This is a genomic window from Arthrobacter rhizosphaerae, from assembly GCF_023062595.1.
Lineage (GTDB): Bacteria > Actinomycetota > Actinomycetes > Actinomycetales > Micrococcaceae > Arthrobacter > Arthrobacter rhizosphaerae.
Window position 1 is genome coordinate 53,857 of the sequence record NZ_JALLAN010000023.1, and the last position, 13,344, is coordinate 67,200.

Genomic DNA, 13,344 nt, shown 5'->3' on the forward strand with positions numbered 1-13,344 from the left:
TGCGGGGCCCACCTGGTGGTGAGTCCCGCATCTTGATGCGCCCCTGACATTGTGCCGTCAGCGGCTGTAATTCGATTGGTTATGTAGTGGTTTTGTTGCGGCCGGTGATCGCGCCATAGATGCCGGCCACGACGAGGCCGCCGACGATTGCGAGGATCCAGGAACCAAGGTTCCAGAACTCCATCCTGCCACCGCCAAACAGAAGGTCGCCGATCCAGCCGCCAACAATCGCGCCGACGACGCCGAGCACAAGACTGGTTACCCAGCCCCCGCCGACCCGCCCGGGCATTACTGCCTTGACGATTGCTCCAACAATGAGTCCGAGAATGATCCAGCCTAGAAAGCCCATTTCTCCTCCTACATATTCGTCGGGATTCCTTTACAGCTCCCGATTATGGCTTCAAGCTAACATACAGCCGGCACCTTGTCAGCAGACTTACTTTTGCCTGAACGGGACGCCGCTGCCTGCCTTCGTGGTGCATCAGGGAGTGCAGCACGGGCACGGTATTCCTAGCGGAAGCAGTACCGATGGTGCGGGTTATCTACCTGGAACCCGATCTGGAGCGCCTCGACGCCTGACGCGGTCACGGACACGCACTAGCGGAAATTTCAAGAAGGCTGCGGGCCCTTCCTGCCTTGAGGCAGGCTAAGGGCCAGCGGCCTTTTCCGTTCCAGGAGGCCGCTGAGGAGAGCGACCCCCAAACCGAGGATGGCCAGCACTGCGCCCACCAAAGCAGGAGCCACGTAACCCCAGCCCCAGGCGATGACGAGGCCGCCCAGGAACGCCCCGAGGGCGTTGGCAACATTGAGGGCTGCGTGGTTCAGGGATGATGCAAGCGAGGGCGCGTCCGGTGAGGCATCGAGGAGCCGGGTCTGGAGCGCAGGGATAAGCAGCGACCCCGCGGCGCCAACAACGAACACCATAGCGAACGCAGACCACGGCCAGTGTGCTGCAATCGCGTAGACCACCAGCGCCACGGCGATCCCCGGGAGCACCCAATAGATGGTGCCCATCACTGACTTATCCGCGATCCGGCCGCCGACGATATTGCCTGCCACCATCCCCAGGCCGTAAAGGGCAACAACCACTGGCAGCAGCGACGCCGGTATCCCTGCCACGGATGTCATGGTGTGGGCAATGTAGGTATACGTGGCAAAGAAGCCGCCGAAGCCCACGATGCCGATCAGGATGGCCAGCCACACTTGTAGCCGCTTCAAAGCTCCCAATTCCCGGCGGATGCTCGCGTCCGCATGAGCATGTTCAAAGGGGACGTACTTCCAAAGGCAGGCGAGGGTAGCAAGGCCGATTATTCCTACCAGGACGAACAGCAGGCGCCAGCCGAAAGTCTGGCCCAGCCAGGTTGCGAACGGAACGCCGACCACATTTGATATGGCCAGGCCGGACATGACCATGGAGATTGCCCATCCCCGTTTTGTGGGAGCCACCAGGGAAGCAGCGATGACAGCTGCGACGCCGAAGAAAGCTCCGTGCGGGAGCCCCGCGGCGAAGCGGGAAACCAGCATCGTCCCGTAGTCAGGGGCAATGAACGATGTCAGGTTGGCGAGGCTGAAGAAGAGCATCAGCCCCATCGCCAAGTGCTTCCGCGGAAGTCTTGCACCTACCGCTGCCAGCAGTGGAGCCCCAATGACCACGCCCAGTGCGTAGGCCGAGATCAGGTGCCCTGCCTCTGGAGTGTCGATATTGAGCCCCCGCTCCACTTCCTGCAGCAGGCCCATCATGGTGAACTCCGTGACTCCAATGCCGACACCGCCCATGGCGAGCGAGAAGATTGCCAAAGCAAGCTGCCGGCTGCTGAGCCTCGGTTTGACGGCGGGGACGATGGTGACGACGGACATAAGCCTGCTTTTCAAGAGACGGCGACGGAAGGCGCGGCAACGGCACCAATAAATCAGATTTTAGCTGCTTCGGCATAACCCCGATGAAGTGGGGGGTATTCCCAGAAGGCTGAGCAACTGCTTCTCCATTGTCCCCCATAGACTGATGCGGTGACTGGACTGATCAGAGTGGTGGGCGGAGCTATCCTCGATTCGCTTGAAGAACCAACGCGGCTGCTCAGCGCCCGCCGTACGTCGCCGCCGAAATTCGCCGGCATGTGGGAGTTCCCCGGGGGCAAAGTGGAAGCCGGCGAGTCAGCGGAGAATGCCCTCCATCGGGAGTTGAGGGAAGAACTCGGCATCGGGGTCCGACTGGGAGCAGAGCTTGACTCAGGACTGGAGGATGGCTGGCCGCTGAACCCGAGTGCTTCAATGCGTGTGTGGTTTGCCGAAATCACGGAAGGCGTCCCGGCACCTCTGGAGGACCACGACGAATTGTGCTGGGTGGAACTCGGTTCCGAGGCTCAAGCTCTTAACCTTCCGTGGATTCCGGCCGACTTTCCAATCGTGCGCAGCCTGTTGGAGGTGCTCACGCATGAGTTCCCGACCCGAATCAGAACAAGGTAGCCTGCGGGTGGCTTAACCGCCGAGCACGCACTCCTGTTCCGGGATCCGGTCCAGGCATGCTGCCCGCCGGATACTGGGCTTCCTCGTCCCTGGCATCAAGCGGGCCAGCCGGCTCATCGCCTGCTTTCTGAGTAGTTCCGGTCTCCATGTCTCTGTGGCTGAACCCAGAAGCGTCCGAGAAGCCGTGCAGCTTCTTAAAGTATTTGACGCGACCGGCCAGCCACGTCCGGTATTCCTTCGAGGCATACGAACCTGAGCCATACAATCGGCCGTATTTACCAGCGAGTTCCGGGTGGTGAGCGGCGATCCACTTCATGAACCACTCCCTTGTTCCGGGTTTCAGGTACAGCGCCCCCGCTGTAACCCCGGTTGCGCCGGCTTGCGCGAGAGAACTAAAGAGGTGGTCCAATGCCTCATCGCTATCGGAAAGCCACGGCAGAATGGGCATTGCCATTACTCCGCAGGGCAGTCCCGCTTCCCGCAAGCGCATGACCAGTTTCAGGCGTGCCCGGGGTCCGGGTGTTCCTGGTTCGATGGCCTCTGACAATTTCTCGTCCGTCATTGCCAGTGAGATGCCGATCCCTACCGGTACCTGCGCTGCGGCGTGTTTCAGCAACGGGATGTCCCTGGCCAGGAGGGTGCCCTTGGTGAGAATGGAAAAGGGAGTGCCCGAGTCCGCCAAAGCTCCGATAATGCCCGGCATGAGCTGATAGCGCCCTTCGGCCCGCTGATAGGGGTCCGTATTGGTGCCCAGCGCCACTTGATGGTGTCCCCACGATGGCTTGGCCAATTCCCTTCTGAGGACCTCGACCGCGTTGATCTTCACAACCACCTGACTGTCAAAGTCAAGGCCGGCGTCGAAGTCCAGATAGGTGTGGGATTTGCGTGCAAAGCAATAAACGCACGCGTGACTGCAGCCGCGGTAGGGGTTGATGGTCCATTCGAAGGGCATCCGGGATCCGGCAGGCACCTTGTTGAGGACTGATTTGGCGGCTACCTCGTGAAAGGTAATTCCAGCAAATTCCGGCGTAGTGACCGACCGGACCAGCCCGGCGAGAGGCAACAAAGCGTCGGACGTTACGGCTGCCGGAGCGGCGTCTTTTCCTCCGTCTTTAGCAACCGGGATGATTGCCTGTGCGTCCCATCTCATAACCTCATTCGAATCTATGTTCGAATAAAAGTCAAGGCCGGAAGTGATCCTCAGTCAGGAGAGCGCAGTTCCCACACGACATCGAGATGCGCGCTGACGCTGGATTCCCCGGCTTCTACCGTCAGCGAGTCTGCGGCCACTGCCCGTTCCATTTTTACGAGGGGAATCGGAATTGACGACGACTGTTGTGCAAGCGAAACCACCTTGCCAAGCACAGTGCCCGAGAGCGCCGCGTAGTGTTGCCCGGTTGCCAGGGCGTCCTTCCAGGCCGCTTCCCTTGCCCGCGCCTGAACGCCGGCAGGATCGGCGAAGCCGCGTTCCAGACCGTTGAGCCGCACATCGTTACCTCCGGCTTCAACAGCCGCGGCGATGGCTTCGGCGGAACGCCCGAAGTCACGAAGGCGCACTTGGAGAATGCTGCTTGCAATGTAGCCCGTCACGGTCTGGCCGTGGCCCTCCTGCCACACCAGGTCGGCCCTGACATTCAGGCCGGTGGTGCTGATATCCGCTGCGCCTACGCCAAAGTGGCGGAGCGCGGCTGCAATCTCCCCTGATAGCCTTGCCGCGTCTCCGTACGCGGCAGCAACGTCCTGGCGGTGGCAGTCAACGCCGATCGACAGGGTCAACAGGTCCGGCGCAGCTTCAGCGGTGCCGGTGCCGGTGACTGAAATTGTGCGGGGAAGGTTCTTCACCGTTATGCCTCACTTCTCTTGTTGGAAGGGTCGCTTCGATGGAACCGGTGCCCATTCCTGGTCACGTTCCGATTCCCGGTCCGGCGGCTGCCACGCGAGTCCACATAGCCACCAGCCTCGAGGCCCGCCATCCGTTCAAAGATGTTGCCGCTCCCGGCGCTTCCGGTGCGAAGGAACGACCAGCCGGCAGCGAGGAAGTACAAGGGAAGAAACGGCAGTCCGAGGCACCACGCGTACTGCGTGCAGTGCCGCTCCTCGTGCCCAAGAAGGACAGGGTTTCCCCGAACCTGCCCCGCGTCACCTCGGAAGAGCACCACGTTGCCGACGGCGAACGCCCCCGCAACGGGCAACCGGGGCCGGTAACCGGTGGCGATCAGCAGTCCGCGCGGTCCGGTACGGATACCGCATCGCGCGGAGCGTGCCAGCAGCAGACCCAGGACGGTAGATCCATTGAGCAGGTTGGCAACCTGCCGAAGCCGTTGTGCTGGCGTCATGTGGCCATGGTAGCGAACATAGGAAATGGAGCAGCCAGTTCGGGCCAACCGCTGCTCTCTACTAGACTGGGAAGGAGCGCGTCCCGGACGGAATCCGGTGCGCCCTGCCCTTTGTTGTTTTGCCGGGACCTTCATTGGCGCCGTAGAACAGCTTGTCAGTGCAGAGACTAACGCCGGAGCAACAGCCCCCGGGGCAATCAGGCACTGACGCCATCCGACTCGTAGCTAAGAACAGTAGATGACTGAAACTTTGCCGGACGCTGCCATCCCGAACCCTCTGGATGAAGCTGCCATCACTGCCGCCGTAGAAAACGCCATTGCCGCCATCGCCGCCGCGGCGACGCTCGATGAGCTCAAGGCCGTGCGCCTCGCCCACACGGGGGAGAAGGCGCCCCTCAGCCTCGCCAACCGTGAAATCGGCTCCCTGCCGAAGGACCAGAAAGCCGTGGCCGGGAAGCTCATGGGTTCCTCCCGTGGGCGGGTGAACCAGGCGCTCGCGGCACGTACTGTGGCGCTTGAGGCAGAGAACGACGCCCGGATCCTTGTAGAGGAAACCGTGGACGTCACTGCAGCACCGCGCCGCCGCCGTGCAGGTGCCCGTCATCCGCTGTCCACACTGCAGGACCGCGTCTCGGATATCTTTGTCGGGATGGGCTGGGAAATCGCCGAAGGCCCCGAAGTCGAGTCCGAGTGGTTCAACTTCGACGCCCTTAATTTCAAGCCGGACCACCCTGCCCGCGAAATGCAGGACACATTCTTCGTGGAGCCTCCCGAGGCCCACCTCCTGATGCGCACACATACTTCCCCCGTGCAGGTGCGCTCCATGTTGGAACGCGATCTTCCCATCTACGTGCTGTGCCCCGGCAAGGTATTCCGCACGGATGAACTGGACGCCACCCACACCCCCGTTTTCCACCAGTTCGAAGGCCTCGCCATCGACAAGAACCTCAGCATGGCGGACCTCCGCGGAACCCTGGAGCACTTTGCCCGCCAGATGTTCGGTGACGAAGCCCAGATCAGGCTCCGCCCCAACTACTTCCCGTTCACTGAGCCCTCAGCCGAGCTGGATATCTGGCACCCGGGTGCCAAGGGCGGCCCGCGCTGGATTGAATGGGGCGGTTGCGGCATGGTCAACCCCAACGTCCTCAGGGCTGCCGGCATCGATCCGGACCTCTATTCAGGTTTTGCCTTCGGCATGGGCATCGAGCGCACCCTCATGTTCCGCAACGAGGTGGGCGACATGCGCGACATGATCGAAGGCGATGTACGTTTCAGCGAGCACTTCGGGATGGAGATCTAACAGTGCGTATCCCACTTTCCTGGCTGCGTGAATTCGCGCAGGTACCGGCCGGAGCCACGGCCGAAGACGTTATGGCCGAGCTGGTCAAGGTCGGTTTTGAAGAAGAGGCAGTCCACCGGCCTACCGACACTCTTCAAGGCCCCATCGTGGTGGGCCAGGTGCTCAGCCTCGTGAAGGAGCCGCAGTCCAACGGCAAGACGATCAACTGGTGCCAGGTCCGTGTCGTCCCGGAGGGACAGGAACAGACCCTCACTGGTGAAGGCATTGATCCCTCCGGAGTCCAGGGCATCATCTGCGGTGCCCACAACTTCGTCGAAGGGGACAAGGTGGTGGTCACCCTGCCCGGTGCTGTGCTGCCCGGCGACTTCCACATCTCCGCACGCAAGACGTACGGCCACCTCTCGGCCGGGATGATCGCCTCTGTGCGCGAACTCGGCATCGGCGATGACCACGACGGCATCCTGGTTCTGTCCCGTATTGGCCTTGACCCTGAAATCGGCACGGACGCGATGGAGCTGTTGGGGCTCTACGACGAGGCTGCCGAGATCAATGTCACCCCGGACCGTGGTTACGCATTCTCCATCCGCGGTGTTGCACGCGAATACGCCCACGCCACGGGAACATCATTCTCGGACCCGGCTGCCAAGGTGCAGGCACCCGCGGAGCTGACAGGTGGTTACGGCGTCAAGCTCAACGACGACGCCCCCATCTACGGGAAGCCGGGCTGCGACCGCTTCGTGGCCCGCACTGTGCGCGGCGTGGACGCCACCCTGCCTACGCCGGCCTGGATGACTTCCAGACTTCGCTTGGCCGGGATCCGTTCCATCTCCCTCCCCGTGGACATCTCCAACTACGTGATGCTGGAACTCGGGCAGCCCCTGCATTTCTACGACCAGGACAAACTCTCGGGCGACATCGTGGTCCGGCGGGCCGTGGCGGGGGAGAAGCTCACCACCCTCGACGGCAAGGAGCGGTCCCTCGACATGGAGGACCTGCTGATCACCGATGATTCCGGTCCCATCGGCGTCGCAGGTGTCATGGGTGGCGCATCCACCGAAGTCTCCGAGGCCACGTCCACCGTGTTGATCGAGGCTGCCCACTTCGAGGAAGTTTCAATCGCCCGCTCACGCCGTCGCCACAAGCTGCCTTCGGAGGCTTCCAAGCGTTTCGAGCGCGGTGTTGACTGGCAGGTTGCGAACGTTGCCGCCCAGCGCGCCGTCGACCTCCTTATTGAACTTGCCGGAGGCGCCGCTGACGATGCAGGCACCGACGTCGGAACCGCGCCAGACGCAGTGACCATCGCCTTGCCGGCCAGCTTCGCCGCCGAACGGATCGGCATCGACTTCACCGAAGAGCAGATTGTCACCTCCCTTGTGGACCTCGGCGCCATAGTGGACAAGGCCGACGGCGGCTGGACGGTTTCGGCGCCCAGCTGGCGGAATGATCTGGAAACCAAGGAAGACCTCTCAGAGGAGATTGCCCGGCTGGTGGGCTACGACCAGATCCCTGCAACGCTCCCGGTAGCCCCTCCTGGCCGCGGCCTGACCCGCGTGCAGCAGCAGCGCCGGAGGCTCATCCAGGCCTTCGCCGATGCCGGGCTCACTGAAGTGCTGGCCTACCCGTTTGTTTCCAAAGCGGCCAATGACACGTTCGGCGTGGCTGAGGAAGGGGCTCCTCGTTCCGCGGTCAAGCTGGCCAACCCCATCAGCGAGGAACAGGGCTTCCTGCGCACGTCAATCCTTCCCGGACTGATCGAGGTAGCCAAACGCAATCATTCACGGGGTTTCCGCGACCTCGCTGTTTTTGAAGCCGGGCTGGTGTTCTTGCCGGCTGGCGAGGTGGGGACAGCTTCAATACCGCCGCTGGGCGTCAAACCTGCCGATGAGGTGCTGGATGCGCTGTACGACGGCGTTCCCGACCAGCCTCTGCACATCGCCGCCGTGTTGACCGGGCACGACTCACCGGCGGCAGCGAATCACACCCCGCGTCCTTGGGACTGGGCCGACGCGTTGGATATAGCCCGCCTTGCCGGTGATGTCCTTGGTGTGGAAGTCGTTGTCAGCCAGGGGAGTCACCAGGCCTTCCACCCCGGCCGGGCGGCACGGCTGTCGCTGCGTTCAGGTGAAGTTGTGGGTTACGCCGGCGAGCTTCATCCGAAGCTGCTTGCGGCGCAGGACATGCCGGAACGTTCGGTGGCCCTGGAAATTAATGCCGACGTCCTCTTTGAGGCTGCGGCTGATGTGATCGTGGCCCGGCACATCTCAACGTTCCCGGTAGCTACCCAGGACGTTGCCCTCGTGGTGGCCCAAGAGGTGCCGGCAGACGACGTCTTGTCCGCACTGCGGGATGGCGCCGGAGAACTGCTTGAGGATGTCGCCTTGTTCGATGTATATGCAGGCAAGGGCATCGAGGATGGCAAGAAGTCTCTGGCCTTCAGTCTCCGCTTCCGAGCCGCTGACCGTACCCTCACCGCAGAAGAAGCGTCGGCTGCGCGTGAGAACGCTGTTGCCCTGGCCGCCAAACGGTTTGGTGCCGTTCAGCGCTAAATCGCCTCAGCACTGCCACTGAATGCAAAAGATCCCCCGCATATCTTTGCGGGGGATCTTTTGCATTCAAAACAGGTACTCGCCCTGCCCGTGGATGGCTACGGAACCAGCAGTACCTTTCCGGTTGTGTGCCGTCCTTCGAGGTCACTGTGGGCCTGACGGGCGTCCTGCAGCGGATAGGTGGCGCCGATCCGGACCTTGAGGTTTCCGTTGGCGGCAGCGGCGAAGATTTCCCCGGAGCGCCAGCGGCGTTCTTGTGGGTTGCCCAGGAAATGAGCAAGCGAGGGGCGAGTGAGCGTTAGCGAGCCTGCCGCGTTGAGCCGTTGCGGGTCAAAGGGCGGGACAGGGCCGGAGGCTGCCCCGAAAAGCACCAGAGAACCACGGGTGCGCAGGCAGGAGAGTGAGCCATCAAAGGTGTTGTGGCCGACGCCGTCGTACACCGCATCCACCCCTTTGCCGCCTGTCAGTTCGCGGACGTGGTGCGGAAAGCCGACGTACCGCAGGACTTCGTCGGCCCCTGCTTCCCTTGCCAGCTCTTCTTTTGCATCCGAAGAGACGGTGGTGATGACGCGGGCGCCTCTCTCCTTGAGCAGTTGGATCAGCAGCAGGCCTACGCCGCCCGCTCCGGCATGCGTCAAAATGGTGTGGCCCGGCTCCACCCTGAAAGAGGAATTGATCAGGTAGTGGGCGGTCATGCCCTGTAAGGGGAGTGCAGCTGCTGTGCGGTCGTCGACGTTGTCCGGCACAGGCAGGGCTTTGACGGCATCCAGCACGGTATAGCCGGCATAGCAGCGGGACCCTTCGGCCGTAGCGACGCGGTCTCCCACGGCAAGATCGCTCACCCCTTCGCCAAGTTCCTCCACGGTCCCCGAGGCTTCGGACCCCGGCGTGAACGGGAAGGGGACCTTGTACGTGCCGCTGCGGTGGTAGGTGTCGATGAAATTGACGCCCGCTGCCGCGACCTTGACCAGCACCTGGCCAGGTCCCGGTTGCGGGCGCTCAACCTCCGCGTAATCCAGGACTTCAGGTCCGCCCGGCTGCTGGGCGAGGATGGCATGCGTCATGGGAACTCCTTCTCCAGGCAGGGACTTCCTATGCCCGGGTCGTGAATCCCATCCTAGGTACCCATGACGGTCACGGCGAACACGACCGTGTGAGGCAGGCGCGTAGGTGAGGCAGGCTCAGGTGAAGCAGGAGCCAGTGAAGCGGGTATCAGTACCTGCGGGTCACAGTAGCCATGGGGCACTCAAAGTGACGCCCGGCAGCCAGACCTACATCGTTGAGGTATCGCACGATGATTCCATAGGACTGCAGAAGTGTGGTTTCGGTGAACGGGATCCCGTGCTTGTCACAGTACTGCCGAACAATGGCGGTTGCCCTGTGTAGCTGGGGACGGGCCATGTCCGGGAAAAGGTGATGTTCCACCTGACGGTTGAGACCGCCCAGGAGGATATCCATGAAGCGGCCACCGGAGATATTCCGGGATGTCAGGACCTGGCGGCTGAGGAAGTCTACGCGGCTGTTCGCGGGCAGGACGGGCATACCTTTGTGGTTGGGAGCAAATGATGCGCCCATGTAGAAACCAAAAACTGCGAGTTGAACAGCGAGGAAGGCAAAGGCCATTCCCAGCGGCAGGAACGAGAAGGCAAGAACGGGAAGAACGCTCAGCCGGACGACGAGGATGGGCAGCTCGACCCAGCGGTGGGTGACCTTGGCGCGGCGGAAGACGAACTTGACCGAGTCGATCTGGAGGCCCAGCCCCACAAGAAAGAGAAGGGGGAAGAAGAACCAGCCCTGCTTTCGGGTCAGTAAGGAGGAGAGCCATCCCTGCCGGGAGGCCGATTCTTCGATATGGAAAGCGATGGGGCTGTCCATGATGTCCGGATCCTTGGAGATCACATTCGGATGATTGTGGTGGGCACCGTGCTTCTGTTCCCACCAGGAGTAGCTCATCCCGGCCACGGAGGTGGCGAGCAGTCTTGCCGCCCAATCGTTGGCGCGGCGGGAGGCGAAGATCTGGCGGTGGCCGGCCTCGTGCGCCAGGAAGCTCAGCTGGGTACAAAGGACGCCCAGGGCTGCGGCGATCAGGAGCTGGAACCAGCTGTCACCGATCAGGGCGAAGCCGAACCACGTCGCGGTCATCAGGAGGACAAGGCTGGAGAAGACTGTGACGTAGAAACCGACACGGCGCTCAAGCAAGCCTGCAGCTTTGACGCTCTTCAAGAGTTCGGAATAGCTTTGAACAACCGGGTTTGCCTTCACAACCCGCGATTTCGGGCGCTCCGAGGTGATGGTTGGGGTCATAAATGTCTGCCTCGCCACTGTTACGGGCAACGCTGCATCCGACACTCGGCCTGCACGGTCTGGATCACCCTCCACTCAGCATACGCTGTCCGGCCAGCATCAATGGCGGTCTCACTGCTTTCCGTCTTCATAATGCAGTCGGGCCAGGCGGTGCATAAATATCGAGACATGTGCATACTTTTGCTGTATGGTCATAGTATGACTATTTCTGTTGCCGTCTCAGGCGCCAGCGGCTACGCCGGTGGCGAAGTGCTGCGTTTGCTTGCCGCTCACCCGGACGTGACCATCGGTGCCATCACCGCCCACAGCAACGCCGGTTCCAGACTAGGCGAATTGCAGCCGCATCTCCATGGCCTTGCCAGCCGGATACTGGAAGACACCACCGTGGAGAACCTGGCGGGACACGACGTCGTTTTCCTGGCGCTTCCGCACGGCGCGTCTGCTGAGATTGCAGCAAAGCTGCCCGAAGGAACCGTGGTGATCGACGCCGGCGCTGACCACCGTCTTGAAGACCCGGCCGCCTGGGAGAAGTTCTATGCGTCCACGCACGCCGGCAGCTGGCCTTACGGCTTGCCGGAACTTCCAGGCCAGCGCGAGGCCCTGAAGGGGGCAAAGCGGATCGCCGTCCCGGGCTGCTACCCGACGTCTGCGCTCCTGGCGCTCGCCCCGGGCTTCTCGAACAACCTGCTGCAGCCTGACGACGTCGTTATTGTGGCGGCGTCTGGCACGTCAGGCGCGGGAAAGGCTGCAAAAGTAAACCTCATCGGTTCGGAGGTCATGGGCTCGATGAGCCCTTACGGGGTGGGCGGCGGACACAGGCATACACCGGAGATTGAGCAGGGCCTGTCCAAAGCTGCCGGCGAAGCAGTGACTGTCTCCTTTACTCCCACCTTGGCTCCAATGAGCCGCGGCATCCTGACCACCGCCACGGCGAAAGTCCGTCCCGGCGTGACTGCAGAGGACCTTCGGGGTGCCTGGGCGGATGCGTACGACGACGAGCCTTTCGTCCACTTGCTCCCTCAGGGCCAATGGCCTTCCACTAAATCCGTTGTGGGATCCAATCACGCTGCCATGCAGCTCGCGTTCGACGAGCACACCGGGCGCGTCATCATCACCTGTGCCCTGGACAACCTCACCAAGGGGACAGCCGGCGGCGCAGTACAGTCCATGAACATTGCCCTTGGCCTGGCAGAGACCGCCGGCCTCAACCTGCAGGGAGTCGCACCGTGACCATCACCGTACCCAAGGGGTTCCGCGCTTCCGGAGTCACAGCCGGCCTGAAGACTTCCGGCAAGCCGGATCTCGCGTTGGTGGTCAACGACGGGCCGTCGAAGGCGGCGGCTGCAGTATTTACGAGCAACCGAGTGGCCGCTGCGCCCGTTCATTGGTCCCGGGAAGTGATCAAGGACGGTCGGGTTGACGCCGTGATCCTCAATTCCGGTGGAGCAAACGCCTGCACCGGGCCTCAGGGATTCCAGAACACGCACACGACGGCGGAGAAGACAGCTGAAGCGCTGTCCCTGTCTGCCACTGACGTTATTGTCTGCTCCACGGGCCTGATTGGGGAGCACCTGCCCATGGATAAGCTCGTGCCCGGTATCGACGCCGCTGCCGCTGCCTTGAGCGACGAGGGGGGATCCGAGGCCGCGACCGCCATCATGACAACGGACTCCGTCTCCAAGCAGGCGGTGTTCACCGGCCAGGATGCCGAGGGCACAGAGTTCGCTATCGGGGGCATTGCCAAGGGGGCTGGAATGTTGGCACCCGGGCTCGCCACCATGCTGGTGGTCCTCACTACTGATGCCGACGTCCCGGCGGAAATGCTCGACGTCGTCCTCCGTGACGCGACCAAGGTCACCTTTGACAGGGCAGACTCCGATGGCTGCATGTCCACGAACGACACCGTGGTGCTGCTGGCTTCCGGTGCTTCCGGCGCCGTCCCCAGCGCCGAGGTCTTCGGTGAAGGACTGACGCAGGTCTGCGCGGAGCTCGCACGGAAGCTGATCGGCGATGCTGAAGGCGCCAGCCACGATATCGCCATCAGGACCTTCAATGCGGAGAGCGAGCGGGACGCCGAAGTGGTGAGCCGCGCCGTCGCCCGTTCCAATCTCTTCAAGGCAGCGATCTTCGGTAAGGATCCGAACTGGGGCCGAGTGCTGTCGGCCGTCGGGACCACCGATGCTGCCTTCGACCCGGATGAGCTCAACGTTTCCATGAACGGTGTGCAGATCTGCCAGAAGGGCAGCATCGGGGAGGACCGCGGGCTTGTGGACCTTGAGCCCCGCGAAGTCCTGGTGGAAATCGACCTTCAGGCCGGCGGCGCCGAAGCCACCGTTTGGACCAATGACCTGACCCACGACTACGTTCACGAGAACAGCGCCTACTCCAGCTAGGG

General features: G+C 62.4%; 12 protein-coding genes. 5 read left to right on the plus strand and 7 right to left on the minus strand.

The window, feature by feature from the left end:
- Nucleotides 1-79: 79 nt before the first annotated feature.
- A complete protein-coding gene (locus tag MU551_RS21980) occupies nucleotides 80-349 on the minus strand; it encodes a GlsB/YeaQ/YmgE family stress response membrane protein (protein WP_247048690.1) in 270 nt (89 codons plus the stop codon).
- Between the two features lie 260 nt (nucleotides 350-609).
- Entirely contained in the window at nucleotides 610-1,857 is a 1,248-nt protein-coding gene (locus tag MU551_RS21985; RefSeq protein WP_247048691.1) for an MFS transporter, read from the minus strand.
- 150 nt (nucleotides 1,858-2,007) lie between these two features.
- Here MU551_RS21985 and MU551_RS21990 point away from each other — a divergent pair, with 150 nt between their 5' ends.
- Nucleotides 2,008-2,463: a (deoxy)nucleoside triphosphate pyrophosphohydrolase gene (locus MU551_RS21990; protein WP_247048692.1), complete on the plus strand. Its 456-nt coding sequence runs from the start codon at nucleotides 2,008-2,010 to the stop codon at nucleotides 2,461-2,463.
- Here MU551_RS21990 and MU551_RS21995 read toward each other — a convergent pair.
- Genes MU551_RS21995 through MU551_RS22005 form a run of 3 tightly spaced genes read right to left on the minus strand, consistent with a single transcriptional unit; the run spans nucleotide 2,450 to nucleotide 4,799 of the window.
- Nucleotides 2,450-3,613, minus strand: a complete 1,164-nt coding sequence (locus MU551_RS21995; protein ID WP_247048693.1) for an Rv2578c family radical SAM protein — start codon at nucleotides 3,611-3,613, stop codon at nucleotides 2,450-2,452. The genes MU551_RS21990 and MU551_RS21995 overlap by 14 nt on opposite strands.
- Before the next feature lie 50 nt (nucleotides 3,614-3,663).
- On the minus strand, nucleotides 3,664-4,305 hold the full coding sequence (locus tag MU551_RS22000) for an SIMPL domain-containing protein (protein WP_247048694.1): 642 nt from the start codon (nucleotides 4,303-4,305) through the stop codon (nucleotides 3,664-3,666).
- Between the two features lie 2 nt (nucleotides 4,306-4,307).
- Nucleotides 4,308-4,799 (minus strand): hypothetical protein, encoded by a 492-nt coding sequence (locus MU551_RS22005; RefSeq protein ID WP_247048695.1) that lies wholly within the window; start codon nucleotides 4,797-4,799, stop codon nucleotides 4,308-4,310.
- Nucleotides 4,800-5,037: 238 nt separating this feature from the next.
- On the opposite strand from MU551_RS22005, the gene pheS reads away from it, so the two are divergent.
- Both pheS and pheT read left to right on the plus strand, forming a co-directional pair.
- Nucleotides 5,038-6,099, plus strand: coding sequence for a phenylalanine--tRNA ligase subunit alpha (gene pheS, locus MU551_RS22010; protein ID WP_247048696.1), 1,062 nt, complete (start codon nucleotides 5,038-5,040; stop codon nucleotides 6,097-6,099).
- A gap of 2 nt (nucleotides 6,100-6,101) precedes the next feature.
- On the plus strand, nucleotides 6,102-8,645 hold the full coding sequence (gene pheT / locus MU551_RS22015; protein ID WP_247048697.1) for a phenylalanine--tRNA ligase subunit beta: 2,544 nt from the start codon (nucleotides 6,102-6,104) through the stop codon (nucleotides 8,643-8,645).
- A gap of 98 nt (nucleotides 8,646-8,743) precedes the next feature.
- Here pheT and MU551_RS22020 read toward each other — a convergent pair whose 3' ends face one another.
- Nucleotides 8,744-9,709, minus strand: a complete 966-nt coding sequence (locus MU551_RS22020; protein WP_247048698.1) for a quinone oxidoreductase family protein — start codon at nucleotides 9,707-9,709, stop codon at nucleotides 8,744-8,746.
- A 148-nt stretch (nucleotides 9,710-9,857) separates the two neighbouring features.
- Complete coding sequence (locus tag MU551_RS22025) at nucleotides 9,858-10,949, minus strand: fatty acid desaturase family protein (RefSeq protein WP_247048699.1); 1,092 nt, start codon at nucleotides 10,947-10,949, stop codon at nucleotides 9,858-9,860.
- A 198-nt stretch (nucleotides 10,950-11,147) separates the two neighbouring features.
- On the opposite strand from MU551_RS22025, the gene argC reads away from it, so the two are divergent.
- The gene (argC, locus tag MU551_RS22030) at nucleotides 11,148-12,179 is read left to right on the plus strand and encodes an N-acetyl-gamma-glutamyl-phosphate reductase (protein WP_247048700.1); all 1,032 of its coding nucleotides are present in this window, start codon (nucleotides 11,148-11,150) and stop codon (nucleotides 12,177-12,179) included.
- The gene (gene argJ, locus MU551_RS22035) at nucleotides 12,176-13,342 is read left to right on the plus strand and encodes a bifunctional glutamate N-acetyltransferase/amino-acid acetyltransferase ArgJ (RefSeq protein ID WP_247048701.1); all 1,167 of its coding nucleotides are present in this window, start codon (nucleotides 12,176-12,178) and stop codon (nucleotides 13,340-13,342) included. Before argC ends, argJ begins: the two co-directional genes overlap by 4 nt.
- Nucleotides 13,343-13,344: the final 2 nt, after the last annotated feature.

What these genes read in the sequence shown, in the direction of transcription:
- MU551_RS21980 (WP_247048690.1), bottom strand. Translation starts at nt 349, where the DNA reads ATGGGCTTTCTAGGCTGGATCATTCTCGGACTCATTGTTGGAGCAATC.
- MU551_RS21985 (WP_247048691.1), bottom strand. Translation starts at nt 1,857, where the DNA reads ATGTCCGTCGTCACCATCGTCCCCGCCGTCAAACCGAGGCTCAGCAGC.
- MU551_RS21995 (WP_247048693.1), bottom strand. Translation starts at nt 3,613, where the DNA reads ATGAGATGGGACGCACAGGCAATCATCCCGGTTGCTAAAGACGGAGGA.
- MU551_RS22005 (WP_247048695.1), bottom strand. Translation starts at nt 4,799, where the DNA reads ATGACGCCAGCACAACGGCTTCGGCAGGTTGCCAACCTGCTCAATGGA.
- pheS (WP_247048696.1), top strand. Translation starts at nt 5,038, where the DNA reads ATGACTGAAACTTTGCCGGACGCTGCCATCCCGAACCCTCTGGATGAA.
- MU551_RS22020 (WP_247048698.1), bottom strand. Translation starts at nt 9,709, where the DNA reads ATGACGCATGCCATCCTCGCCCAGCAGCCGGGCGGACCTGAAGTCCTG.
- MU551_RS22025 (WP_247048699.1), bottom strand. Translation starts at nt 10,949, where the DNA reads ATGACCCCAACCATCACCTCGGAGCGCCCGAAATCGCGGGTTGTGAAG.
- argC (WP_247048700.1), top strand. Translation starts at nt 11,148, where the DNA reads ATGACTATTTCTGTTGCCGTCTCAGGCGCCAGCGGCTACGCCGGTGGC.